At 52.6% G+C, this 25976-nt stretch carries 20 protein-coding genes and 1 pseudogene; 7 read left to right on the forward strand and 14 right to left on the reverse strand.

Annotation, left to right across the window (positions count from 1 at the left end):
* The first annotated feature begins 24 nt into the window (after positions 1 to 24).
* Positions 25 to 1287 carry an AAA family ATPase gene (locus tag AAGF34_RS04370; RefSeq protein ID WP_342619413.1) on the forward strand — a complete coding sequence of 421 codons (1263 nt, stop codon included), beginning with the start codon at positions 25 to 27 and terminating at the stop codon, positions 1285 to 1287.
* A gap of 181 nt (positions 1288 to 1468) precedes the next feature.
* Positions 1469 to 5329: a hypothetical protein gene (locus AAGF34_RS04375; protein ID WP_342619414.1), complete on the forward strand. Its 3861-nt coding sequence runs from the start codon at positions 1469 to 1471 to the stop codon at positions 5327 to 5329.
* Between the two features lie 115 nt (positions 5330 to 5444).
* On the opposite strand, the gene AAGF34_RS04380 is transcribed toward AAGF34_RS04375, so the two are convergent.
* The 6 genes from AAGF34_RS04380 to AAGF34_RS04405 form a co-directional block, all read right to left on the reverse strand.
* A complete protein-coding gene (locus tag AAGF34_RS04380; protein ID WP_342619415.1) occupies positions 5445 to 8690 on the reverse strand; it encodes a hypothetical protein in 3246 nt (1081 codons plus the stop codon).
* Positions 8687 to 11146: a hypothetical protein gene (locus AAGF34_RS04385; protein WP_342619416.1), complete on the reverse strand. Its 2460-nt coding sequence runs from the start codon at positions 11144 to 11146 to the stop codon at positions 8687 to 8689. Before AAGF34_RS04385 ends, AAGF34_RS04380 begins: the two co-directional genes overlap by 4 nt.
* On the reverse strand, positions 11147 to 11830 hold the full coding sequence (locus AAGF34_RS04390; protein ID WP_342619417.1) for a hypothetical protein: 684 nt from the start codon (positions 11828 to 11830) through the stop codon (positions 11147 to 11149).
* 20 nt (positions 11831 to 11850) lie between these two features.
* Positions 11851 to 12486 (reverse strand): hypothetical protein, encoded by a 636-nt coding sequence (locus AAGF34_RS04395; RefSeq protein ID WP_342619418.1) that lies wholly within the window; start codon positions 12484 to 12486, stop codon positions 11851 to 11853.
* 323 nt (positions 12487 to 12809) lie between these two features.
* Entirely contained in the window at positions 12810 to 12998 is a 189-nt protein-coding gene (locus AAGF34_RS04400; RefSeq protein ID WP_342619419.1) for a hypothetical protein, read from the reverse strand.
* Positions 12995 to 13228, reverse strand: a complete 234-nt coding sequence (locus AAGF34_RS04405) for an ester cyclase (RefSeq protein WP_342619420.1) — start codon at positions 13226 to 13228, stop codon at positions 12995 to 12997. Before AAGF34_RS04405 ends, AAGF34_RS04400 begins: the two co-directional genes overlap by 4 nt.
* Before the next feature lie 302 nt (positions 13229 to 13530).
* Between AAGF34_RS04405 and AAGF34_RS04410 the strand changes: the two are divergent.
* Positions 13531 to 13742, forward strand: a pseudogene (locus tag AAGF34_RS04410) (LysR family transcriptional regulator); the annotation flags it as partial.
* 274 nt (positions 13743 to 14016) lie between these two features.
* On the opposite strand, the gene AAGF34_RS04415 reads toward AAGF34_RS04410, so the two are convergent.
* From AAGF34_RS04415 to AAGF34_RS04425, 3 genes are all read right to left on the reverse strand, one after another.
* On the reverse strand, positions 14017 to 15444 hold the full coding sequence (locus tag AAGF34_RS04415; RefSeq protein ID WP_342619421.1) for a DUF2235 domain-containing protein: 1428 nt from the start codon (positions 15442 to 15444) through the stop codon (positions 14017 to 14019).
* 274 nt (positions 15445 to 15718) lie between these two features.
* On the reverse strand, positions 15719 to 17371 hold the full coding sequence (locus AAGF34_RS04420; RefSeq protein WP_342621030.1) for an AMP-binding protein: 1653 nt from the start codon (positions 17369 to 17371) through the stop codon (positions 15719 to 15721).
* A gap of 20 nt (positions 17372 to 17391) precedes the next feature.
* On the reverse strand, positions 17392 to 18117 hold the full coding sequence (locus AAGF34_RS04425) for a nitroreductase (RefSeq protein ID WP_342619422.1): 726 nt from the start codon (positions 18115 to 18117) through the stop codon (positions 17392 to 17394).
* Between the two features lie 153 nt (positions 18118 to 18270).
* Between AAGF34_RS04425 and AAGF34_RS04430 the strand changes: the two genes are divergently transcribed.
* Entirely contained in the window at positions 18271 to 19101 is an 831-nt protein-coding gene (locus AAGF34_RS04430; protein WP_342619423.1) for a Crp/Fnr family transcriptional regulator, read from the forward strand.
* Positions 19102 to 19107: 6 nt separating this feature from the next.
* Positions 19108 to 19542: a MaoC family dehydratase gene (locus AAGF34_RS04435; protein WP_342619424.1), complete on the forward strand. Its 435-nt coding sequence runs from the start codon at positions 19108 to 19110 to the stop codon at positions 19540 to 19542.
* A 385-nt stretch (positions 19543 to 19927) separates the two neighbouring features.
* On the opposite strand, the gene AAGF34_RS04440 is transcribed toward AAGF34_RS04435, so the two are convergent.
* Both AAGF34_RS04440 and AAGF34_RS04445 read right to left on the reverse strand, forming a co-directional pair.
* Positions 19928 to 20329 carry a Rieske 2Fe-2S domain-containing protein gene (locus AAGF34_RS04440; RefSeq protein WP_342619425.1) on the reverse strand — a complete coding sequence of 134 codons (402 nt, stop codon included), beginning with the start codon at positions 20327 to 20329 and terminating at the stop codon, positions 19928 to 19930.
* A gap of 14 nt (positions 20330 to 20343) precedes the next feature.
* Complete coding sequence (locus tag AAGF34_RS04445; protein WP_342619426.1) at positions 20344 to 20751, reverse strand: Gfo/Idh/MocA family oxidoreductase; 408 nt, start codon at positions 20749 to 20751, stop codon at positions 20344 to 20346.
* Positions 20752 to 20987: 236 nt separating this feature from the next.
* Here AAGF34_RS04445 and AAGF34_RS04450 point away from each other — a divergent pair, with 236 nt between their 5' ends.
* Positions 20988 to 21188: a hypothetical protein gene (locus AAGF34_RS04450; protein ID WP_342619427.1), complete on the forward strand. Its 201-nt coding sequence runs from the start codon at positions 20988 to 20990 to the stop codon at positions 21186 to 21188.
* Between the two features lie 346 nt (positions 21189 to 21534).
* Positions 21535 to 22557: a LacI family DNA-binding transcriptional regulator gene (locus AAGF34_RS04455; protein ID WP_342619428.1), complete on the forward strand. Its 1023-nt coding sequence runs from the start codon at positions 21535 to 21537 to the stop codon at positions 22555 to 22557.
* Between the two features lie 63 nt (positions 22558 to 22620).
* Here AAGF34_RS04455 and AAGF34_RS04460 read toward each other — a convergent pair whose 3' ends face one another.
* From AAGF34_RS04460 to iolB, 3 genes are all read right to left on the reverse strand, one after another.
* Positions 22621 to 23475: a MurR/RpiR family transcriptional regulator gene (locus AAGF34_RS04460; RefSeq protein ID WP_342619429.1), complete on the reverse strand. Its 855-nt coding sequence runs from the start codon at positions 23473 to 23475 to the stop codon at positions 22621 to 22623.
* 63 nt (positions 23476 to 23538) lie between these two features.
* Entirely contained in the window at positions 23539 to 25062 is a 1524-nt protein-coding gene (locus AAGF34_RS04465; RefSeq protein WP_342619430.1) for a CoA-acylating methylmalonate-semialdehyde dehydrogenase, read from the reverse strand.
* A gap of 54 nt (positions 25063 to 25116) precedes the next feature.
* A complete protein-coding gene (gene iolB, locus AAGF34_RS04470; RefSeq protein WP_342619431.1) occupies positions 25117 to 25938 on the reverse strand; it encodes a 5-deoxy-glucuronate isomerase in 822 nt (273 codons plus the stop codon).
* Between the last annotated feature and the right edge of the window lie 38 nt (positions 25939 to 25976).

A 25976-nucleotide genomic window follows, 5' to 3' on the forward strand; every position in this document is an offset into this window, starting at 1 on the left:
GAGTAAATTAACTCATAATTAGGCATGATTATCGAACGCCCTCAGCTGAACATCCTTTCAAACCGCCTCGGGGAAGAGCCGCGGTCACTGATTTTTGTTAGTGGCCCTCGGCGGGTTGGCAAAACAACAATGGTCCAGCAGGCCATCAGTCGGTTGAGGCGCACTTCAACCTATCTGGCAACCGACCAGCAAGTGTCACCGGTGGCCTCATGGGAACAAGGTACCAGTGCCACCGCCAGCACTGAGACCCTGGGATTCGCGCCCAAAAGTGAGCAGTGGCTGGTTGAACAATGGACACTGGCCCGCTCCAACGCAAAGGCCTTAAGTCCAGGCCAGTACTACGTTTTAGCCATAGACGAAGTGCAAAAAATCCCGCGCTGGTCCGAGGTGGTGAAAGGACTGTGGGACGCTGATCGTGCAGACAACATTCCAATGCACGTTGTATTGCTGGGTTCGTCAGCCTGGCTGATGCAGCAGGGAATGCATGAAAGCTTGCTTGGTCGCTTTGAGACCATTCACCTGACACACTGGTCTTACGCCGAAATGCAGCAAGCATTCAACGTCAACTTAGACGAGTTCATTTACTTTGGGGGCTACCCCGGCAGCACCCACCTTTACCGTGAAGGCGCGCGCTGGCGGCAGTTCATCCGTCAGTCCATGATCGAACCGAACATCAGTCTGGACATTTTTGAAATGGTCCGGGTCGACAAGCCAGCGTCGCTAAGAACATTGTTTGAGCTAGGCTGTGGCGCATATTCCGGCCAAATCGTCGCCCTAACTAAGTTGCTCGGTGAAGTTGAAAACGCCGGCAATACTGTGACCCTCTCCCGCTACCTGGATCTATTGTCCAAGGCAGAACTGCTATCCGGGCTGGAGAAATTCACCGGGCGACCACATCGCGGCCGCGCGGCACCACCCAAATTCAATGCGCACAACACTGCACTGATTTCTGCCCTAGCCGGATACGACTATGAAAACGCCCTGAACGACCGTTCCCACTGGGGCAGATTAGTGGAAAGTGCGGTCGGCGCCCATCTGATCAATTCCAAGCATCCCGACACCAAGGTGCAATACTGGCGCGAAAGCCCGGATGAAGTGGACTTCGTACTGCAAAGCCAAGGACGTCTGCTGGCCATTGAAGTCAAAAGCGGTAAGACATTTGCAGCACCCAAGGGATTGGACGTCTTCCAGGCCAAATTTCCGAAGGCAAGAACTCTACTCGTTGGCAACGGTGGCATTCCCATAGCCGAATTCCTGACCCGGCCAGCCGACGAATGGCTGGATTGAAATGGCCTCTGTAATCATCGGCCGCCATGTCAGGCGACTAAGCGATTCCCAAAATGATCAACAGGAGTACCCATCCCTGCCGATCGAGGATCTACGGGAAGTCCCAGCCTGGGTGCTATTGGGAGAGCCCGGGTCTGGCAAAACTGAAGCATTCAGAAGCGAGGCGCATGCCTGTGGCGGCGTGTTGGTATCGGCTTCTGAGTTCATACATGGGCTCTATCTTGACCAGGGCGCCGATGCCACCTATTTCATTGACGGTTTAGACGAGGCACGTGCACAACCCAGCGACAGCAGCGTCATCCATCGCATCCGCAGTGAATTACGCAAGCTTGGGAAGCCAAAATTTCGCATCTCCTGCCGTGCTGCGGACTGGTTGGGAGCAAGTGATCGGGATGCATTAAAGTCCGAAGTTGCTAACTTCGAGATTCCGCTTTACGCCTTGATCGACCTTGACGACGATGAAATCGCCAACATATTGGGCGACGTCAAACTGGCACAAGACATGATTTCCTCCGCCCGCACGGCCGGAGCAGATTTGTTCCTACGCAACCCTCACCTACTCGAGTTGTGGTCAGAAGTTGCGAAAAGTGGCCTTCATGCCACCACCAAAACGGAGCTATTTCAAACCGCCAGCGGGCTCATGGCCAGAGAGCGCAGAGAAGATAAGCACCAACGTAATCAGCAAGTTGGCATTAGCGAGGAAAAAATTCTGACCTCGGCAGGCCAACTTTGCGCAACACTCCTGTTGTCCGACCTGGACGGGATCGCTGTCCGCCGCTCATCCGTTAACCGGCGTTTTCCTGAATTGCAAGCCTTACAGCCCCTGGATATGCAGCACGGCCAAGCAGCACTAGGAAGCCTGCTATTCAAACCAGCCCAAGTTGCCGACCGGCTTGTTCCTGCCCACCGGACCATCGCGGAGTTTCTGGCTGCCCAATGGATGGCGCAGCAGATTGACCAAAAGCAGCTGTCACTAACCCGAATTCGGAACCTTCTCCTGGGCAACGACAACAAACCGATATCCAGCCTGCGAGGCCTGTACGGCTGGCTGACAACGCTGGGCATCTCTTTTCGTCAACGCCTAATCCTAGACGATCCAATATCCGTGGCCCAATACGGTGACCCGGCTACGCTACCGGTTAGTGACAAGACCTTGCTTCTGAACACCCTTCTAGCCAAAAACCAGGAGATTCGGGCGCTTGCATCTAGCTTTGACAGGAATACCTATTGGGGGCAACTATGGGATGAATCGCTGCAAGGCTTGTTCATTCAGCGGCTGGCAGACACTAACAGAAGCACCGATGCACAACATCAGACAGTGTTCTTGATCAGGGTGCTGCAACAGACGACATGCAAATACGACGAAGAGATGCTCTCAACTCTATGGTCGATAGCAGCGGACACATCACGTTGGCAATGGGTTAGGGGTGAGGCCTGCACTGCAGCGCTAAAGCATTCCCAATCAGTTACGGAAGCAATTCAATTGTTGCGCGCCATTGAAAGCAACGCCACTATAGATGTTAACGACGAGCTGGCCGGAATATTGTTGCAGCATCTCTATCCAGACAACATGGGCCTCGACGGAGCACTAAAACATCTGCACCAATGCAAGGACGACCGCCTAACCGGCACATTCTCGTACTTTTGGGACCACGAATTTGCACAGCGCACGGAAAGCTCAGACCTTCCAAGGCTGATCGAACACCTGCTCAGGCGCGATGATCTTGAACTCGGGAATACCCAAGTTCGCAACTTTTCTCGAATGGCCACCGCCGTGTTAGGACGAGCCTTCCAAGAGTGCGGCGACCATACTGTCGATGACGTTCTTTATCGGTGGATGCATCTTTGCAGTGACGAATACGGGACAAACAACCAACCACTCGAAGGGCGCACCCCCATCAATGCCTGGTTCGCTGATCGCCCAAACCGATACAAATCGATTTTGCGAATTGGTTATAACGAGTTCGCCAGCGCCGATAAACCGCGCATGGCTGTCTTTCGGCTCCAGCGAATGTTCGAAGGCATACCGCCACCCTCAGACCTTGGAATCTGGCACCTGGAATTGATAGATGAATTTGACGCTGAGCCAATGCGCGAGGTTCTTTTGGGAGAGGTAATCAACGCACTTGCTTATGGAAGATGCGCCGACGGATTGAACTTGGATGCGCTATTTGAATGGGCAAGCCAGGCCGCGCACCGCCGGTCGCTGCTGCTACCGATGTTAAGTTGCCAACTTCCCGAATGGCATTTCGACCATCAAGAAGCAACTATTGCCCGGCGCCACGAACGAGAGGACCAACGGCGATTACGCACGGAACGTGTCGCCCCACACTTACCCGCGATAAACGATGGATCCGCTCCGCCCAACTTGATGCACCATCTAGCGCAAGTCTGGTACGGACACTTTCAAGACATTCCTGGCGATAACCCCGAGTCCCGTTTTGAGAGTTACGCTGAAAACCATCAACAATTGCTGGAGTGCGCCAAGCGCGGATTCCTTGCTTGTATGGATCGCAACGATTTACCGTCACTGCCGCAGGTGATCAAGCTTCGCCAACAAAAGAAGGTTCACTTTCTTGTGCTTCCCACCCTGGTTGGCACAGACTTACTGTGGGCGCAGAATCCGGAGGTGTTTGAGTCCTTACCTGAATCAAAAGTTGAACTGCTATGTGGGTATTGGCTTTCATATGGCTTGGACAAGACACCGGCATGGTACATGGAGATAGCACCTCGTCGGTCTGCCGCTGCAGCCAGTGCACTTATCACCTTTGTTAAAGCAGACATTGCTGGGCAGAGTGAATTTGTAACAGGATTCCATGAGCTCAGCACCAATGAAGCATTCACGGACGTCGCTCGCCAGTCACTCCCTGAAATATTGCTATCGTTCCCTAGTCGTTCCAACAAGACCCAATTACAGCAACTAGAAACACTGATCAAGATCTTCGTCCGCCGATGCCCTGCAGATATACGGCGGGTCTGCACCAGTCGCTTAGCAAGACGAAGTCTTGACAAGATGCAGCGTCTTTACTGGATCACACTGGGCAGTATGGTTGATGCCCCTAAATATGAGCAAGACCTACTGGAGCGACTCGGAAGTTCGGAGCTGCACGCACAGGCTGTTGCATCGTTGCTTTCAACTGGCGTATTGGGTGGTGTGGCAGACATTGGGTTCGGTGCAAAGCTGTTGGCCCGGCTAATTGAGATATTGGGACCCATTGCCCAAATGGAATGGCCGTCAGGAAGTGGTTGGGTCACGGATGCAATGCGCCTTGGCGACACGGTACGCGCGTTTATCTCAAGTCTGACTCAACAAGGGACGCGCGAGGCTGTCCAAGAACTTGCACGTCTTGAAAATCTACCCTCCTTGCAAGCACTCAAGCCAATTTTGTCTGACTACAAGCAGCAGGCCATCAATCACTTGCGCGAACGGAACTACAGATACGCCGACCTCGATGATGTCGTCCAAATTTTGCGCAATGCCGTGCCTGCGAACCCGTCTGATCTGAAGGTAATGGCAATTGACCTGTTTGGCGAGATTGCGCACGAAATCCGCAACGGCAATGACAACTATATTCGAAACTTTTGGAAAGAGGCATCTGATCGAAAAGGCAACCAAGCGCTGATACATGTCAGTGAGAATACTTGTCGCGATTTGCTGCTTAGTCGACTTCAGCCCCACCTGGATCTGAAAGGCATCACCTGCATTCCGGAGGCACAGGTGCAATCAGAGAAGCGCGTAGACATCATGCTGTCAAAAGGTTCTCAGATCGACCTGCCCATCGAAATCAAAGGTCAATGGAACCCAGCACTTTGGACTGGACTTACCGATCAACTCGATCATCAATACACCAAGGATAAGTCTCAGGGGCATGGAATCTATCTGGTACTGTGGACAGGAGAATCCAACATGACACCGCCGAGGGACGGAGGGCGCAAACCATCCTCTCCTTCAGAATTGACCGAACGCTTGACTTCGCAGATGCAGGAGGCTCAACGCGCACGTATCTCAGTGGTAGTTCTGGATATCTCATTTCCAACCTAGATCGGGATCCCTGCTGTATTGGCATCGGTGCAAATTTGACCGAATGCGCCAAAAATTGCCGAAATGTGTTAAAGCTGCCTTACTCGGAACATTAGTGCGACTCGTCATTTCAAACCTACTGCAGCTGAACACAATCAGCAAGAGCCTTTGTCTTCACCGCCTGTATTGACTCAACAAACAACACCCAAATCGCAGCGTAATTTACCCCCATCATCCGTCCCAGAAATCTCTGGGGCTTTTTGTGTGTACTCCTAGAATCGCGCTCATCACTAATGCGGAGCAACAATGTCGCACCTGCAGACTTACGCTTTTCCCAATCGAGTTTATCGACTCGTGTTGTCACCCCGCGCTGTGCGACCTGATCAGCTATTTCACGCATTTGCAAAGCACGCTTAGCGCCAGGCATCTCCTCTCGGACAATCAGCTCCAGCTTGGTCACTGGAACACCCATGGCAATGAGTCCATCTACCACCACTGGCGCTGATGCCCAACGCTTTCCAAAATACACGTTACCGCTTTTTGGGCCGTTTCTATTCACAAGAAAGCCGGCGGCACAAACCATTGCAGCCCATCGGTGTGGCTTTTCCCGCGCGGCAACCGACACATCTAGGATGCGCCAAAATTCAAATCTATCCTCAACCGTGCGGGGCGGTCCGGGAATCCTTAGCAGCACCTTTGCTTCTCCCATCGACTGCTTGGCGTGCAGCTTGAGATAATCCTCATACAGGCTGAGTAGTTGCTTTTCGGGAATGCAGTGATTACGTTCCAATCTCTCAAGCACTGCTTGCATGGCAAGTGAGGACTTCCCGCTCTTTCGTTGCCAGCCGGGATCCGAAGCCGCCGTCACCATGTTGGCCAGTAATACCATCATGCGTGAAGGCCCTGGTAACAGGGGTTGCCCCAATCTTTCGACAATGTCCGAAAAATCAATTGGACCTAAATCCATAGACTTTACTTCTACCCACTCCTTCGGCGCACGCTGAAAGACAAACTGACGCAAGAATTCGATCGGCTTTTTGATTAATGCCCTGTAGGGCGGTTTGTACGGTGCAGACGGCGAGAGGCCACAAAGATTGCGTAGTGATTCAGCAGACCATCCCTTGAGGGCTTCCGCCAAGGCAAGTTCAATTTCACGCCCAGCCAGCCAATCGATTAAATGAAGGTAGTGGCGCAAACTTGTATCTGGGCTAAGGTGCCCCAACAGTGAGCTTACTAGATACAGGTTCTTGCGACTTGGCTGTAATTCGGTGCCAAGCGCGCGAACAAAGAGCTTTTCCTTTAATTGCTTTGTCCAATTGTCTCTTTCATCTTTATGCGGGAGAAAAGGCTCATCGCTATTGACTAAGTCCGGGTTGTCCGCGGCAAGAAGACGTAAGAGCAACCAGTTGCCAAATGAGTGCCTAAGGTGGTGAAACCGGAATTGAGGTCCAGACCCTGCGCAAATTCGCTGAAAAATCTGTGTGATTGGCCGGAACATCACTACGTCGTCGAGCGGGACCCGAGGCGCTTCAGGATTGCAAAAGAGCAAGGCCGAATGTCCTTCAAGCTGCGCAGTACGTCGCTGCTGATAGCTCAATAGCAACTTCAATTCATCTGCAGGCAATAGTGCCGCTAACGGCATACGACGCCTTGCATTGCGTGACTTGAGAGTCGCCAGTCTGGATGCCCTCACGACCAACACCGCATTGTCGTCACCGAATAAATCATCTGTCCAAAGCATCTGAATTTCGCGGCGCCGTAACCCACATCGAAATCCCAGCATCCCGACCAAAAAGGTCACGACACGTGGGCTGTCAAGATTAGGTTGTTCAGTATTCAAAAGTACCGTTTTGAAGTTCAAAAAGTCTCGTTCACTCACCAAGTTCGCCGTGACGCTAACGCCTGTGCTAGTGGACATCATGTATCCATCCAATTCATCGAACTGAATTGGCGGAGCACCACGAAAAGTCAGAAAGGTGTGAAATGAGTGGATACAGCCCCAAAACTTTGACCGCTCGCCATCAGTTTTCAGCCTAGCTGCCGCCATTTCGTACAAGTCTTCAAAGTCATCTTGCTCGAACTGCAAGAGTTCCTCGCATTCGCAAACTGCAATGAGGTGTCGTGCGATGGTAGCCAGATACCTGTGCGCTGTACTTCGTGCCACTGTGGCAGCACCAACTTCTGGCTGTTTATCATTGAGTGGCGCGCCAATGCGCCACCGTATCCAATAGGCAAGCCAGAGTGTCACAGGCCAAACCGAGGTACCATTTTTTCTGATTACATCGTCAATTTTCTCCAACGCATCGTGGTTACTGCTCCGCAGCGCGCGCAAAATTTCTCGGATGATGGACCCTTGCGATACAAATTTGGCACCCGGACTGAATTTACTGGTAACAGCGCTCAGGTCTACTTCAACATTGGAAGTGTCGACGTCGACCAGTGCGTCACTGTCCTTCGTTAGGGGTACAAACGACCAACCATTCAACCGCTGCCAGGTTGCCTGGCACAACGAAGCAGCTCGAATCGCCCCGCCAAGGTACTCACGCAAAAATGGCGGAATTTTCATTGCCGTTGCAACCGACGCAGCTCGCAGCAGTTCGGGAGCGTCCATGCTTGGTAAGCCAAACACTTCTATTGCGGTCAACAGCTTTTGTGATGAATCTTGATCAACGCCCTTCGGGTCAGCTACAAGGCATCCAGCCGCTGCACAACGTACCAGCAATGTAGATGTCACTGAGTCAGGAAACCATGCCTGACTTCTGGCAATGCGCCCGTTCCTTGTGATTTCAAGAACAACACGTATGCGCCCGTGTGATGTTCGTATGAACATGCCCGTCCACTTGGCGAGCGCTGACAAAAGGTCTGAGTCAGTTACGCCGCAATTAACTACAGCGCTAAGCAACACCGCGTGGCACAGCTGAACGTCGGCAATCACACCTTGCAGCAACTGCTGAAACTTTTGCTCCAACTGCCGATAGGTTTGTAGCAACTGAAAGTCGCGCCGCACGAAAGTGGTCGGTGGCGGTGGAATACGAACTACAGCACCGCACAGTTCTATCTTCCAACGTTCCTGTGAACATCCTGCTGTAATTAGTCTGTTCCACCACTCGATACATAACAACTCGTCACGCACATCCCGTGACAAATCCGCAGACAGTTTGTCTCGCAGGCGCTGATGCTCGGACTTCTCCAATGTGATTCCAGGTTCCCCAATACAAATACCTTTGGCGTTTTGGGACATCCAATGAAGAAACTCGGTGAATAAATCCTGCCGTCCTTTGCTAATCTGTGGTGCAACCTCACGCGCCCATTCAGGCCACTCCTGCCTGATCGTCAGTTGCGAACTGTCTGGCGACGAGTATTCATTTCCTACTGCGCTCATCGAAAAATGTTCGGCTTCAGTGCTTTGAAACCTAATTGTGTAGCCATTTGATCAATACGACTTTTGAGTTCGGACTTCCATATCCTTGGCGGAAGGCTACTGTAGACACCCCAAGGCTCGGCACCACGAATCCAATGGCCAAGCAATGCATCAATCAACTCACCGGATGTGCCACCAAGCAATAATGCTGTACGTATAAAATGCCGCGTCGCACCGATCCGCATGGACCATTTGTCACCCATATACTGTTGAAGCTGTTTAGCTTTGACTTCAATCATGGTGGAACCTGACTCGCCTAACATGAAGACCATCGGAGCAACACCATCAATCGAATTTAAATCGGCTGACCGATCTGGGCGAATATGATTTGATAGCTTGATTTCCTCGTGTCTCGCATCTAATTTGACAAGCGCCTCAGAACCGTTTGCCACAAGATATTTGCGCAGCTGCCGCACATGTTGTAGGTAGCTTTGCAGCTGCTCAACGACCAAAGGCAACATATACACCAAGCGGGCCTCGCTATACCGACTATTATCTTTCTCAGACGCAAAACAGATACCGGATTTCCAATCTACATCCATCGCTCCGGGCAATAAGGTCGTCAATGAACGAATCCCGGTCAGGACCAGAAGCATGAAGCAAACATAAGCCGTATACGAATTGTGACGTCTCGATATGCTAACGCCCGGGTTAGCTATGTCTGCGTTTAATCGTGTCAAAAGATCATGCACAGTACTTTTCACCATCTCATTTTGTGGAACTTGCATGGAACCCACAAATTGATGGTTAAAGTCAATCAGACTTGGGAGTTCGAAATTCCTACTTCCGTCCCAATCGTCTTCTTTTAAGGCCACGGAGTATCGTTCCCACGCTTGGATGAAGAGTTGCTGAATTCGATTCTCGGGTACAGCAGAGTACACCGCCGGCATATGCGAATTTGGTGGTGCGCCCGTGAAGTAGCAAGCAAGCACAGGGTCATTGGGTGCCAAAGTTGAGATGTGCTCCGCCATAGTATTTTGAAGCCTATGCGCGCTTAACGCCACTTTGTATTTGGCATTTATTGAGTTGAGCAGCAGCGAGAAGTATCGCTCTAGTTCTTCCTTAGAACTTTTAAAAATTAGTCCGGATTTAACCTTTACCAATTCAATCAACACCTGAACTAGCGTAGGCACCTCCAGTGTCAGTTGTGCTCCGACAGGAATGCTCAGTGCGGTAGAAGCACTGGCTTTGTGCTTTGGAGACAAAGTCGAAAAAGTAATTCTCTTGGTTTGTGGATTCCACGTAGGCAACCTTGGCGTCTCAGCGTTTGTCGATATGCGCAAATTTATTAATTGATCTGGCGATCGGGAGAACAAGTATCTGCATGCCGCCCACAGAGAAACCTCTACTAACTTATCATTTGGTATTACTCGCCACAATGATGATTTCCATCTATCTAGATTCTCCAGAAAGAGTTGAATTTCATACTCAGACAAATTTGAATATGTAATGGGGAGTTGTTGGTTTTGCAACTCAATAGCCTGCACTGCATATCGCGCCCGCTGCCCAGCACCCTCACGTTGCCGTCGAAAGTGATATTGCATAACTTTACCGGGAAGCAACTCAAGCGTTGATTCAACTGGTTTTATTTCGGCCTCAAGGTCTGGGGCGAACTTTTCTTGTTCAGCCTCTCTTCGATTTGGCCTTTCAAAATATGTAGAAATTTTCCTTATATGTGTTTCAGTGTGAGATTCATCCACAAAAAACGTCTTACGCTGATATTCCTTAATATCTGCATCTAGCGTAGATTTTCTTCGTGGAGCTCGTTCCCCAGTTCTTGGACGATACCCGGGGCCTACGACATCGACTAATGCGTCGCCTTCCTGCCAGCTCAGTAGTCTGTGAACTAAGTAGAACTGTCGGTATTTCCCTGTGCTCTCCATCCTTATATCAAAATGTTGAAATACCTTCTCCATTTCTTCAGCGTATTTTTGGGCTGAAGTAGGCACATCGGGCATTTCTAGCATCAACACCCTCTCATGGTTGAAGCATTTTTTTAAATTCCTCATTGCCAATGTAACTTGATACATATGGTCCGCATGAGATATAGGATCCTCTTTTCGACGACGTTCAAGTCTGAAAAGGCCCGGCAATGCTGTCGCAACCATTGCGTACCAGATATTTTCTATTTCTGGTGAAGCGGGTTCAAATTTAAAAAGTGAATATAGCGAGTTAGTCTTGTTGTAGCTGTAAAGAGATTCATTCTGCGTTGATTCCACTGAAGCTCGCCCGATCAAGTGAGGATTTTTCTTGACAGCATCTATGTCATCGAGAATTTTCTGTATTCCTGAGCGTGAATCAGAGTCCGATACTGCCTCCAGCAAATTGAGGGCTCGTTCAAAGGAATCAAGAACCTCAAAGACTTGGGGTTGTTTTGGTGGTGCATCCAACAAATCCAAGGCGAGACTTTCACCCATCTATTTATCTCCATTAACAGAGTTAGATACATCGGTAGTTAGATTGCCAGATGCACCAAGTGGAGGCAGCAGTTTTACTGAAATCCCCACATTCCTTTTATTCAAGCTCTCCTTTTGTGCAACGACATACCTCCTGGCTGCACTAATACGATCGTACAAAGCCGATCTTCCCAAGCCGACAAGGCTTGCCAATTCCTCAATCGTGCTACACGGCAGAAGACTGCTGCCCACATCGTGGATATTTTTGTTATCTTTTAATTCACCCAAAAAATATCCACTGTCTACACCACCTTCTTGACGATAAAGATAACAATTGATGTAATCCAATAGTTGCATTCCGTCTCTGTCTTTTTGTTCTATTTTCTCCGCCACAGCAACTGGAATCCGATATCGCCTACCATATTTACCCATGAAGGCCTGATATGTGCGCATACCGCTAATCAGCCAATATTTTCTTTCAGATTTCAAATCATATGCTTCAACTATGACAGGGTTTGTAATGACAAGGTAATTAAGCGCCTGCTGAAAATAGTTTGGATAAATTGATGGCAACTGATGAATGATTTTCATCAACTCGCCAACAGGCCCAGTCGCGATCGGCGTGATGTCTTCTAGGGCGACCATCTTTTTGCTTGTCTGAATGCGCTGGAAATTAAATTCGGCACTTTTTTCCTTCTTCCCCACGTTTGCTCCATTTTTTTGACCTATTGGGAGCACAACGGCACCCTGTGTTTCCCCACACGATCCTTGCAATCTTCTAGACATTTCTCAAATGTCGAATATGGATGTTTCATTCCCATAGCTTTGGCTGCCTCATCATTCTTTAGCACGGATTCCATGAGGTTTGCTATCGCGATATCACAAGCCATACGCCGGTCGTTTCGACTCCAATTCATTGCTGCCCTTCCCCTTGGATTGAAAATCACTGCATTTATCAGTTGAATTTGACGATATGTTGGCTCCCACTTTTCCACGAGGCGACGTGCCAACCATGCCCCAACAGTTGCGACCACTTCAATATCAACATCTGAGTACCCATTGTCATTATCAGATAATCCTATCGCTATCGCATATAGTGGATGCTTGCGTTTGCATTCTTCAAACCGATACTCAGACATAGTTCCGCTTGGATAGGTGATACTTCCTTCTCGTCTCCTCCATTGGTATAATTCGATGGCTGGAATCTCTATGTAATCCCGCTGTAATGAACCCATTGCAACCCAGAGACCATGTGCCGCATGACGGCAATCAGGCATCGATGGGGGACCACCCAGTGCTTTGTTGAACAACTTCAGGTAACTACTTCTATTGACCAATTGGCGATTGCTCACTTTTTTCATACATTGCCCTTTTCCAGTTCTTGCATTGTTTCAATGATTTTTTAAACCCAACTGTTTGCATTACAGTAACGATGTTTCATCATCAACTACAAAGATTGTGATGAATCATCTTGGGTGAGCTTTTTGCCGGCACCTCATACTAAGTACATGGACCGACATTTGTCCAAGAGCTTATTGACAAACCGGTTTCCGGGCAAATTTTGCAGAGTTCGTTACATAAGCGGCCGACTCTGTGAGATAAGCAGTCTGTTCATAGTAAGTTGCACCACGCTGCGGACTCACCGAACCTATTCCCGCGTCAAACTGTTACATTGAGCTCTTGACTATGGCGGAGTGACCGGGAGGGCCTGCTGCAGGTAGACAGTAATCATCTTCACGTCCAGGGGATTGAGTCCAGCGGTCTCGATGCGGATGTGCACTACATCAACTGGCAGGTCGCCGATAGTGACGACCTCAGGGCCACCAATGTTGGAAATCAGAGCTGCTTTCTTGATGGGGACTCCTGGATTCAAGCTTGTCGTGGAAACTGGTCAAGTTGCAGGAACAGGCCGAACCAGTCCTCCATGTGCCAGGTAGTCTTCACCAAGCCGTTCTCGATCGTGTGGAATTCGTGCAAGCGGAAGTTCACCTTTTTGTCGGTGGCGGGGATGCCGTACAGCTCCCCCTGGTGCGTGTCGGTGATTTCCACACGCGCGCCCACGCGGCCCGGCAACTGGATGAGGTCGTGAATTACCACCTTCACATTGGGAAACGCTTCTCCGAAGCTGCGAATGATCGCTTGATGCCGGCCGGACCTGACCCCTGGCCGGGCGCTAACGGGATGTCGTCCCAGTCGGGAGCGAGTACAGCGTCAACGAGGTCGGGGGCCTTTTCGCTGAAGGCTCGGTAAAGGGCCTCGACGGCTAGGCGCTCAGTGCGCAGGCGGTCGGTCATGTCGAGGTCTGGGTAGTCATGGCAATCACTTTCAGGTTAGGAAGGCTCGTAGTTTGGGCAATTGGATATGATCTGTGCAACAGATAAACCGTATATGTGACTATTTGATTTGTGGATTTTCACGGCGTTGATCTCAACCTGTTAGTGGCCTTCGATGCGCTGATTGCAGAACGGAATGTCGCCCGGGCTGCTGCCCACGTGGGGGTCAGCCAGCCATGAGTGCTGCCTTGTCTCGACTACGCATGCTACTTGGCAACCCGCTATTCCATCGCCGTGCCGAGGGCCTGTTGTCGACGCCAAGGGCGCGCGAGCTGGCAGCGCCTGCGTTCCCGTATCAGTCATCTCCAGCGTCCGCTGTCAAATTTGCGCTGGCGTCAACAGAAATGGCGTGCAAAACAGCATGAAAACCGCTTCAAAGTACTGGAATCGGACGCCCGAATTCCAAATTTTGAAAGCGGAGCGTGAAGAACGAATTTAGCGGTGAAGACGGCTCAGATTCGGTGAGTATTTCCGCGACCCGCTAAAGCTTGTCTGTTTTAACAATAGCATCTAGTATTCGAATTATGGTTCAATCTATTGGGTTCTCGATGCCAACCATCACTCGGCCGGCAGGCATCCGTTGACGAACCACCATGGACCACCGGGCTTAAGGATGTTGAATTCAATCAACGCCTTACCTCCCTGCCGCTTTAGTTCCTCGAAAACGATTTTCGGAATCGGAAACTTGACACCGTAATTTATCGGATCTTCGAGTATCAATTCCGATCCATTTGCTCCATTATTTACCTGAGCTTCATAACCCTCATAGCCAGTCCACTTCGGATTGACGACAAGCCAACTTGTTGAATCCAACTTGCCCTCCATGACATAGCTTTCAGTGGATTGCGTATGTATGGATGTCAATACAGACACGGCTGGATTGTGTTCCCAACGAAAACGGCTTCGATCAATCAACAATTTTGCTTCCAATTCGGCTATTTCCTCATTCTCGATACGATCAATATTGCGAAGAAAACCGCATGAAAAGGGAGAGGGCGTCCCGGCAAGGCGATCTATCAACCCTCGAGAGTCATGTAGTCCTTCGTCAAGTCTCCGGCACTCTTTGAGCTCATCGGGGCAAAGATCTATGGGTTTCGGTTTTACCAATCCCATTTGGATCAGCACAGCCTTTGCATTTGCCACAACGAGTGGTCCAGCTCCGCGCAGATATGAGTCCCCTATATCTGAGTGAGAGCCAGGTACCCAAATAGTCCAAATCCGTCGATCAGGGTAAGCGTTTCTTAATGCTACTACGTTAAAGTTGACATCATTATCGAGGATGGGGGAAAAAAGTTGCCGCGATTCGTTCTGTGCAACATAGTGGACTGCGAACTCCAAGTTCTCAGGGAATCCAAGTTTCAGAGTGCCTTCCTGCCCAGTGGCAACAGTATCAAATAGAAGTGCAGTAGACCATGTTGCGATACCTGCCGCATGCAGAAACCCATTTTTATTTTCTTGCTGGACCAAATTTAAAAAATGACGTGCTGTAGCAGCTCCTCGGCTAAAACCCAGTACTACTACACGAAGTTCCATTTGATTCGACTTGTCTCGGATAAAGTTCCGTAATTCTTGCAATGCAATCATTGCAGTATGCTCACTGCTATATCCAGTCATTGCATCAATCCAACAACTAAAACCGAATCTGCAGCCCGGCCCTTTCTCATAATGCTTTGAAATTGGACCAGCCGAAGCATTAGAAACATCGATAGCGTCATAAAGCTTTGCGATAACGGTCATACTCTCGTCATCTGGAACGAAAAGACGATCGTTTAAAGTTCCGTCAAATGCTGCAACAAAGACCATTGATTGGCCTTCGGAATTACGAAGAATTGGTGGGAATGATGGAGCTGCGTCGTGCATGCGATCTTTCGCGGCTTCTGATATCGGAATTTCTCGATCACCAGAAATCAGTGCACAGCCAGTGGCCGCCATACATAGAATCAAAATCAGAGCCCTCCGTTGGGCTTGGGCGAAGGCGGTTTGCATGGAGATTTGCATCGGCTCTTTCTTGCTGTTTAGCGGCAGCATAGCATTCGAAACAGGGAATCCTTGGACCCGCATTGGCCGAATGCATTCCACAACACAAGCACATTTACGTTAACTAAGTCATTGCTCAGACGGAGCTGAGACATATCGATACAGAATGACTACAAACAGGGAAAGCAAATTGAAGTAAGGTCGGCACTTGACGACCAACTACTGTACCTAAAAAAGACTTCACTGTGGTTGCCTTGACGACAAGCAGTCACGAGATATGAACTCAGCCTGCCAGTCTTGTAATCGCCTCGCGGCTTCCCGCCATTTGCCTGAGGCGGAACTTCTGAATTTTTCCCGTGGCGGTTTTGGGCAACTCAACGAAGACCACGCGGCGCGGACATTTGAAATGTGCCAAACGCTCACGGCAAAAGGAAATTATTTCCGCTTCGGATAAAGCAGGCGAATTCGATTTCATTTCAACAAAGGCGCAGGGAACCTCGCCCCATTTTTCATCGGGCTGAGCCACTACGGCAGCATTCAAAACACCGGGAACGCGATACAAGATCTCCTCAACTTCAACCGATGAAATGTTTTCACCGCCAGAGATGATGATGTCTTTGGATCGGTCGGTGATCTGCATGTAGCCGTCGGGGTGCACAACAGCCACGTCCCCGGTGTGAAACCATCCGCCTTCAAATGCCTTGGCGGTCGCATTCGGATTCTTCAAATACCCCATCATCACGGTATTGCCACGGACCAGAATCTCACCGCTTGTCGCAGCATCCCGTGGCACTTGCTCAAAAGATTGCGGGTCGGCAACACACACGTTTTCCAACGCTGCCGCACGCACACCCTGGCGTGCCTTCAAACGTCCCTGGGTTTCGGACGGCAGCGCATCCCACTCGCCTTGCCAGGCACAGCTCACGGGCGTGCCCGATATTTCCGTGATGCCAAAAACATGGTCCACATCAAATCCCATGGTCTTCACGGCCTCCAGAACGGCAGCAGGTGGTGGTGAACCGGCGGTTAGCACCCGTACGCGGCGCGGCAAAGCGATGCGCTCCTCCTGCGGGGTACTGGCAATTCCAGCCATCACAATGGGCGCGGCACAAAAATGGTCCACGCCCTGTTCAGCAATGGCGGCGAACACATTCGCTGCCGTGACCCGCCGCAGGCACACATGAGTACCGGCCGCCGCCGTAATGGCCCAGGTGAAACACCAGCCATTGGCATGGAACATGGGCAGCGTCCACAAATAGACCGGTGCCCTGGGCAAGGCCCAGTCCGTCATTTGCAGGAGGCTCATTAAATAGGTGCCCCGATGGCTTGGAACCACTCCTTTCGGGTCACCCGTAGTACCTGATGTGTAGTTCAGCGCAATGGGCGTCCATTCATCCTTCGGCCAGCAGCCGGGAAACTGAGGGTCACCACTTGCCAGGAGCGTCTCGTAGTCGGTCTCTCCAATGGCCGGACCGGCAGGTGCTTCTGAATCGTTGATGTCAATGACACGCGGCGGGTTGGGTACGGACTGCAATGCTTTCGATACCAGGGGCGCAAATTCACGATCCACCAGCAGCAGCTTGCACTCACCGTGGCGCAAGATAAACGCCACCCCTTCGGCATCCAGACGGCAGTTGATGGCATTGAGGACAGCACCGGACAGTGGCACGCCAAAGTGAGCCTCCAGCATGGCTGGCGTATTGGGTGCGATGATGGAAACTGTGTCGCCAACCTCTGCTCCCAACCGGACAAGGGCCGAGGCCAGCCGATAGCAACGTTCCCGTGTCTGCGCCCAGGTTTGGCGGAAGCTGCCATGCACAATGGCCGTGCGGTTTGGGTAAACGTCGGCAGTTCGCCCCAGAAAGTTCAAGGGTGTCAGGGGAACATGATTGGCCTCGCATTTTTCGAGGCCGCTTGCGTAAGCTGTTGCGCTCATGGGCTTATCTCCTCTTTGATTTATTCGTGAAAGCTTGTGAACGCGCCCACGGATTCTCGGTCGGTAGCGAGCGAGTTTTCGATCCGGCTGGGATCTGCATATCCAAGGCTCATGCCACACACCAGCATCTGCTGATCCGGAATCTTCAGCTGTTCGGAAATGACCCGGTGGAAGGGGGTAAAGGCGGCTTGCGGGCAGGTGTCCAAACCCCGCGCACGGGCGGCCACCATGATGCTTTGCAGAAACATTCCATAGTCGATCAGGCTGCCACGCCCCATGCCCCGGTCGATCGTGAACATCAGCCCCACGGGTGCACCAAAGAACCGGTAGTTGGCACCGTGCTGCGCATGCATGCGATCCTTGTCGCCTTTCTGGATTCCCAGCAAACCGTAGAGATCCCAGCCCACTTTGCGGCGGCGATCGAGGTACGGTGAAGACCATTGCGCCGGATAGTAGTCGTAGGGTTCTTCAAGCCCGGACATTTGTGCAGGGTCGTCGTAGATGCTGATGATTGTCCGGCTGAGGCGCTTCCTGGCTTCACCCATGACAACATGAACGTGCCAGGGCTGCATATTGACGCCTGAGGCGCAATAACGGGCCACATCCAGGATCGCCTCCACATCCGCTCTGGCAACCGGCGTGGACAGAAAGGCACGAGTGGAACGGCGGGTAATAAGGGCCCAATCAACGGCGCTGCGCAGCACGTCGTTTGGGACACTGGGGGGCGAAGACAGTCGTATGCTCATGGCAGGATTGGGTCAGACGCTTCAGTAAGCGGGTTGGGTTTTTATTGGTCAAAGTTCATACGCATGCACGTGAAGCTTGAACCAAGCTGAAATTGTGCGAGAACTCGACCAAACTGAATGTTGCGGGGATGACATTCTAGAAATTCAATCCACTTGTTGTTTAGTATTGCAACGACGCAAAGATCCGCCACTGGTCACGCCGGACTGCATCGGCTTCGTGGCAAGCGACCTCTGACCGCAGGTGAACGAGGAAATAACGAATGGAAAGAGGGTAATAACGTGACTGATCATCAACTCCCTGCGCAGAACGTACTGACAGAGTTTTTGCGCACTTCTCCGTGGCGTTCCGGGCTCACGGAGTCCCAGTTTGATCGCGTATGCCATGAGGCCGTCAGCCGCGAATTCAGCGCTGGCGCAACCATTTGTTTGCGCGAATCACCGTCAGAGCATTGGTTGGCTGTTGTCAACGGATTGGTAAAGGTCGACACCGTTTCTACCGACGGGCGCGCCACCACGTTTGCGGGGGTGCCTGGAGGCTCCTGGTTTGGCGAAGGCGCTGTGCTCAAAGGCGAGCCGCGTCCTTATGCCGTGGTTGCCATTCGTGACAGCACAGTCGCCTTTGTGCCGCGCGCTACGTTTATGTGGCTGCTGGAGAACAGCCATTCTTTCAGCCGCTGGCTTATTGACCAGTTGAACGCACGTCTGGGCTACTACGTTGCCATGGTGGAGGGCCTACGATTAGGGGATGTGAACACCAGAGTTGCTTACTGTCTTGCTGAACTCTTCAACCCCCAACTGTATCCCAATACCAAAGCCAGAATCGATATCTCCCAAGAGGAGATTGGCCGTCTCACCGGAATGGCGCGCCAGACCGCTTACCGCGCCTTGCATGAGCTGGAAAAGGTGGGGCTGATTCAAGTAGAGTACGGATCAATTGAAATACTAGACCTGGACAGGCTGAAGCGCTACGCACTGGGTGCGTAAACGGCGATGACTGAAATACCCCACTCGTTGGTCATGGTTGGAGAAAAGTTTTCGACACGTCACACCTTCAATGAGGAACAGGTCCGTGCATTTGCCGTGCAGGCCGGCGACACCAACCCATTGCACCATGATTCTGCGGTTGCTGCGAAAAGCCGATACAAGCAACTGATTGTCAGTGGTACACACACCACCGCGCTCATTTTGGGACTAACCGCATCGCACTTTTCCAAAAACCATTCGGTAATAGGAATTTCTTTTTCCGTCGAGTTCCGTAAGGCCGTATTTGCAGACGCCGCTGTGCGGATCGAATGGGAAGTGGTAGCCACTTCAAAGACCGGCAACAACGCACAAAGGGTGAAACTGCTAGGTGGCATGTATGACGCGGATGGTAATCTGTGCGTACAAGCGACAGGTACTGTGCGAGTCAGCTTGTCCATCTGAGCGTAGCGTTTTTTTGTCTGCTGTCAGGTCTTCTGAGCATTAGCGTGCGCGTGACTTCTGTCACACATCTCCACTGCCAATGCGGTCGCCTCGCCGCCACAAATTCACAAGCTCGCGACTCCGCGCTGTAAGCCGTACCTTTTCAGTTCCCCCAGGGGGGTAACGACGATACGGGAATCAAAAGCCTCAATCGGATTTACTCTTCTGCATTGTGATCAGACGCGTGCCCCGATAGCATTTACTAATGGCCGATGGAATTCAACAAGTAAGACCGACTAGCAATTCGGTGTCGCTAGAGCCAACGTTACGCGAGACACACAAATTCACACCGAGCGCGCTCTTGACTATGGTGTACTCTGGCTTTGGGTTCGGATCTTGAAGTGCATTAAATGGCTGCAGAAGTTGGATCTCCATCACCCACCCAGACCCAAATAAGGGAATCCCTTTCAATGACGGCATAAACCCGTGCACTGTCCATACTTGGTGAGCCCGACTTGCCAGATATTTCGATCAGATGGCCACGAGGACAAAATTTGAAGCCATGGTAGGGGCACACGATGTTGTCACCATCGACACGTCCTCCGGACAATAGTGCCCAGCGATGTGGGCACCGATCTTCCAATGCAACTGGAGCCCCGTCCTTTTTGCGGTAGAGCACAACTGGTTCGCTCATCACCGAAACTCCTAGTGGCTTATGAGGCTCCAATTGATGGGATTGTGCAGCAATATGCCACTGCCCAATCGCTACTGCGGCCGTTGGCAGTGCCGGCTCAAAGTCTGTTTGCATTTTCAAATCCTGACTCATTGCACAGCACCGTTCAAATGCTGTGGGTAACGCACCGGCACCGTCTCACCCGACTTTTCGCTCTCATGAATGGCCTGTGCTACCGCCAGTGATTTCAGACCCGCCTCGCCGTCGGCCATGTCAGTAGGTTCGCCGCGTAGCGCCTGGTGAAATTGCATCAACAAATCGGTATAGAGATTTCTGTCCTGCATCTGCTTGACCTCGTCGCCTTGCGCTGACATCATCTCCAGAGTCCCTGGAGCACCCTGATCCAACATGGATACGCCTTTGCGCGTTGCTTGGGTGCCCAGCATTTCAATGTCTTTCTCACCAAAGGACGTGGCAAAGCCCTGGTGGGTAAAAGCGGTGACCCCGCTCGGAAAGCGCCAGGGCGACAGAGCGTTGTCTTCGAGTCCTTCACCCATGCCGGCATTGCTGGTAAAGCCGTCACCTGCTCGGGGTACTCACCCAATATCAAGGCCAGCGAATCCACGTTTTGCCCCCCAATGTCCAACACCGCCCCACCGCCTGCCTCCTTGTCCTTGAGCCGCCAGCCTTGCAAAGGCTGCGGTAAAGACACGGAGTGATTTAACCGGACGGAGATCAGTTTTCCGAGCTTTCCATTGCGCACGGCTTCGCGCATCAAACGGTGAGCCTGGTTGTGGCGCAAAAGAAAGTTGCAGCCCATGGTGACGCCGGCATTCTTGCAAGCGTTGACCATGCATTGGGCGGACGCAAGGTCAATCGCCAGCGACTTTTCGCACAACACATGCAAGCCACAAGCGGCCGCATGTACAACGGACGCTTCGTGCTTTTCATTGGTGGTGGAGATGTAGACGGCTTGCACCCCGAGGTCCTTTAGCTGGCCTTCGTCCGTCAACGCGTGGGCAATGCCGTGCTTGTCCGCAAACGCCCTCGCACGACTGGCCTCACCCGGAACCATGGCTACGATTTCATCGCCCATGCTTCAGACTGCCTCCACCATCCATTGGCTGGCAATATTGCTTGCCCCGCCAAAAGCCCAACGCATAGATTCCCTTTCGAAACAAGACAAGTCGCTGTCAAGCCTTACCCTCAAAAACCACGACCACGCTATACTGCACCCGGTTGCAGTGCATTTTACAACCGTCGCAAATCTGTTTTCAATTTAAATTATTAAACGAAAATACATTTCGTTCTTTTGCTCAGCTTTCTTTCCAAGAGTACCTATGAAAATCCAGGCTTCAACGAACAGAAAGGTCACGGCCAGCGATGTCGCCGCGCTAGCCGGTGTTTCAAAGTGGACTGTTTCGCGCGCCTTCACCGAAGGCGCTCAAGTGGCTCCTGAGGTACGGGAAAGAGTCAAGAAAATCTCAGCGGAACTGGGCTACAGCCCCAACCTGCTCGCCCGCAGCCTGTCCACCCGCAAGACCCACATCATTGGACTGGTGATGGACGAATTGGGTAATCCCAACCAGCTCAAACTCCTCAATGAGGTGACGCGACAACTGCAACTCAAGTCCTACAGCTCGCTGCTACTCAACCTCAGTTCCGAATACAGCCCGGCCAATGCGCTCACGCTGGCAGATCAGCTGCAGGTTGACGGTCTGTTGTTTCTGGGCACGACACTGACCCACGAGTTGATCAATCTGGCGCAGAACATCAAGCACATACCCTTGGTGGTCATGTTTCGTAACAGCGGCAATGCGGGAATCCCCTTTGTCAGCACAGATGGCTTTCAGGCTGGGCGTGAAATTGCGGAACTCTTTGTGGAGAGTGGCTACCGAAGTATTGGCTACATGGCTGGCCCCACATCAGAAAGCACAGAGCTCAGGCGCTTTGAGGGCTTCAAGGAAGGCCTGCTGGAGAAAGGCATCACGCTGTCAACCGTACTGAATACAGGGCATTACCAGCGCAGCGAAGGCATGCAATCGCTCATGAAATATCTGGAGTCGACCCCCAGGGACAGACGCATTGAAGCAATGTTCTGCGAAAACGATATTTTGGCTATCGGTGCCATGGACGCTTTGCTCGCGTGTCACGCCACTGGAAAGATAGCAATTGTTGGTTTCGACGATATTGAATTGGCGTCTTCTCCTGCCTATGAGCTCACCACTTTCAGGCAGCCCATGGAATTTCTGGTGGGAGAGGCAATCAATCGCTTGCTTGATACCTCTGGTGATGAACGTAAGTCGCTTCTGTCCCCTGGAGCACTTATATTGCGGGCGAGCCATAAACGCAAAGCAGCTTGATCAGGTATCCCGGGCGCCGTATCAGTTCATGTGCCCTGCACGTGATCCTGCATAATTCAGTTACTAAGGGGACGTCTTGGATAATTCCAGGGAGTAGGCCAATGAAACAAAAAGGCTCTGCGCTAGGCCCATGGCATTGCAGAGCGAGCGAAAACCAAAGCTTGTTGTCTCGTGCACCACCAACGCTACACTTGCAAGCTGCGCCAATGGACTAAGCCCACTGTCTGTAATTACGATGAGATGAGCCCCGCGTTCAATCGCGTTGCGTGCCACCGCCAGGGTTTCTTCTGCGTAAGGCAGAAACGAGATGGCCAAAATCACATCATTCTTGCGCACCGAATGCATCTGGCCCATGTGCATGCTGGACTTCGTATCGACCAACATCACTCGCTTGTCGGTGTGCTGCAATGCGTATTCCAAATATGCGGCAATAGGGAATGAACGGTGCGAAGCTGCAATCCAAACACAGTCCGTTTTGGAAAGCAGTTCCACTGCATTCTGAAAAGTGGACAAATTCATACTGTCCTGCAGATCTCGCATGCCCGAGATGCTCTGCTCCAGAAAATCCTTGGCAACTTCAACAGTTGACGGGATGTGATTTGCCGATGTAATCGAGTTGCGGATCCGTGCCGTGTAACAGCCCTCAGGCGACAGTTGCTTGTAAAGATTCTCCCGGAACATAGCCTGCAATTCGCTAAAGCCTGAAAAGCCAAAGCGCTTGGAGAAGCGCACGATAGCAGAAGGTTGAACTCCGCATTGCTGTGCGAATTCTCGGATGCCCTCGATGCCTATGCGATCCCGATTTTTTTCAACATATCTGGCTATGGCCTGCAGCTGATTGCTCAGGGATTCGTACGCCAGCGATATTCGCCGGATCGTCTCATCAACGGTAGGCTGTGGGCTGGCTGCAGTTTTCATGATTTCAATGTAACAACTGCTCAATGTCCATCGCCTTTGGCCGGATATGCGCGGATAGCTTGCCTATTTGGCCGTGGGCATCACAAATTCGGCGCCCTTGCCAATGCTCTCGGGCCAGCGCTGCATGATGCTCTTTTGCTTGGTGTAGAAGCGCACGCCCTCTTCGCCGTAGGCATGCATGTCGCCAAACAGGCTCTTCTTCCAGCCGCCAAAGCCGTGCCAGGCCATGGGCACGGGGATGGGCACGTTGATGCCCACCATGCCCACTTGGATGCGGCGGCTGAATTCGCGTGCCACGTTGCCGTCGCGGGTGAAGCAGGAGACACCGTTGCCGAACTCATGCGCGTTGATCAGGTTCACCGCCTGGGCCAGGTCTTTCACATGCACGCAGGACAGCACCGGGCCGAAGATCTCCTCCTTGTAGATCTTCATCTCGGGCGTAACGTTGTCAAACAGCGTGCCCCCCATCCAGAAGCCGTTGTCACAACCGGCGCCAGCAGCCTTGCCACTGAAGGTGCGGCCATCGTGCAAAAGCGTAGCGCCTTCCTTCACACCTTGTTCGATGTAGCCGGTGATGCGCGCGTGCGCGGCCTGGGTCACGATGGGGCCCATCTCGGCAGCGAGGTTCATGCCGTCCAGCACCTTCAGGGACTTGGTGCGCTCCAGCAGTTTGGGGATCAGGCGATCACCCACATCCCCTACCAATACGGCCACGCTGATGGCCATGCAGCGTTCGCCAGCCGAGCCATAGCCCGCGCCCACCAGGGCGTCCACGGCTTGATCAATGTCGGCATCGGGCATCACCACCATATGGTTCTTGGCACCGCCCAGGGCCTGCACGCGTTTGCCATGGCGCGCGCCGGTTTCATAGATGTGATTGGCAATCGGTGTGGAGCCCACGAAGCTGATGGCCTTCACATCGGGGTGTTCCAGCAATGCGTCCACGGCTTCCTTGTCGCCCTGCACCACGTTGAACACGCCATCGGGCAGACCGGCTTGCTTGAACAGGTCGGCAATCAGCAGGCTGGGGCTGGGGTCCAGCGGACTGGGCTTCAAGACAAAGGTGTTGCCTGCGGCAATCGCCACCGGGAACATCCACATGGGCACCATCACGGGGAAGTTGAACGGCGTGATGCCGGCCACCACGCCCAGGGGCTGGCGCAGTGTCCAGTTGTCGATGCCGGTGGAAACCTGGTCGGTGAAGTCGCCCTTGAGCAGTTGCGCAATGCCGCAGGAAAACTCGACGATGTCGATGCCGCGCGAGACTTCACCCTGCGCATCGGTAAACACCTTGCCATGTTCGGCGGTGATCACGCGGGCTAGTTCGTCCTTCCGGGCATTGAGCAGCTCCAGGAACTTGAACATGATGCGCGCGCGCCGGATGGGTGGCGTGTCGGCCCAGGCAGGGAATGCCGCGTTGGCAGAGGCCACGGCAGCGGCTACGTCGTCCGCGTTACCGAGGCGCACCTGGCGTGCCACCTGCCCGGTGGCGGGGTTGTAGACGGGTTGTGTGCGTGTGCTGGTGCCCGCGGTGCGTGCACCTTGGATGTACTGCGCAACTTCGGTGGAATCGGTATAGGGTGTCATGGGGTGCTTTGGTAAGGGGGTTGGGAAGTTGCGGGGAAGCCGGGGGACAGGAGGTCAGGGGGTCGCCAGCATCCACTCGTGCGCCGGGTCGTTCTTGAACACCCAGAAGCGGTTCGGACCCGCCATCACATTGAGGTAATACAGATCGTAGCCATGGGGTGCGACCACCGGGTGATAGCCGCGCGGCACCATCACTACGTCGTGGTTCTCGACCGCACAGGCTTCGTCCAGGCTGCGGTCATCGGTGTAGACGCGCTGGAAGGCGAAGCCTTGCGGCGGATTGAGGCGGTGGTAGTAGGTTTCCTCCAGCAGCGTCTCGGTCGGCGGCGTTTCCTGATCGTGCTTGTGCGGCGGGTAGCTGGAGCTGTGGCTGCTGGGCGTGATGACTTCCACCACCAGCAGATGGGCTGCGCGCGGGTCGTCGTGCGGCAGGATGTCGCACACATAGCGTGTGTTCGTGCCCTTGCCGCGCACGCTGCGGCGCATGCTGGCCGGGTCAATCACGCTCACGCTGCGCGTGGCATCGTCACAGGGCGCGGTGCACAGGGCCACTTCGGCCAGATGGCCAGCGCCGGCCGCGTTGCGCACCACCACGGTCTTGCCGGAGGGCACGTACACGGCTGCGGGCGAGACCTCTTCGAACACCGTGGCGCGCTGGCCCAGGTTGGCAAACACCTGGCCGTCCACTTCCACATCGACGGTGCCGGTGAGCACCACCAGGCACAGTTCGCGGGTACCGGTCTGCACTGTCTCGGTTTCACCAGCAGCCAGACGCACGGCCCGAAAGCCCACATGCTTCCAGCCCGCGCGCTCGGGCGTGACGTTGACGATTTCGCGGCCTTCTGAGGCGGCCTTGGCAAGTAGGGGACTGACCATAGAAATAACTTATGAAGTTGTTAAATGCATTGAAGTCA

This window comes from Rhodoferax sp. GW822-FHT02A01 (assembly GCF_038784515.1).
In the GTDB taxonomy this organism is placed as follows: domain Bacteria; phylum Pseudomonadota; class Gammaproteobacteria; order Burkholderiales; family Burkholderiaceae_C; genus Allorhodoferax.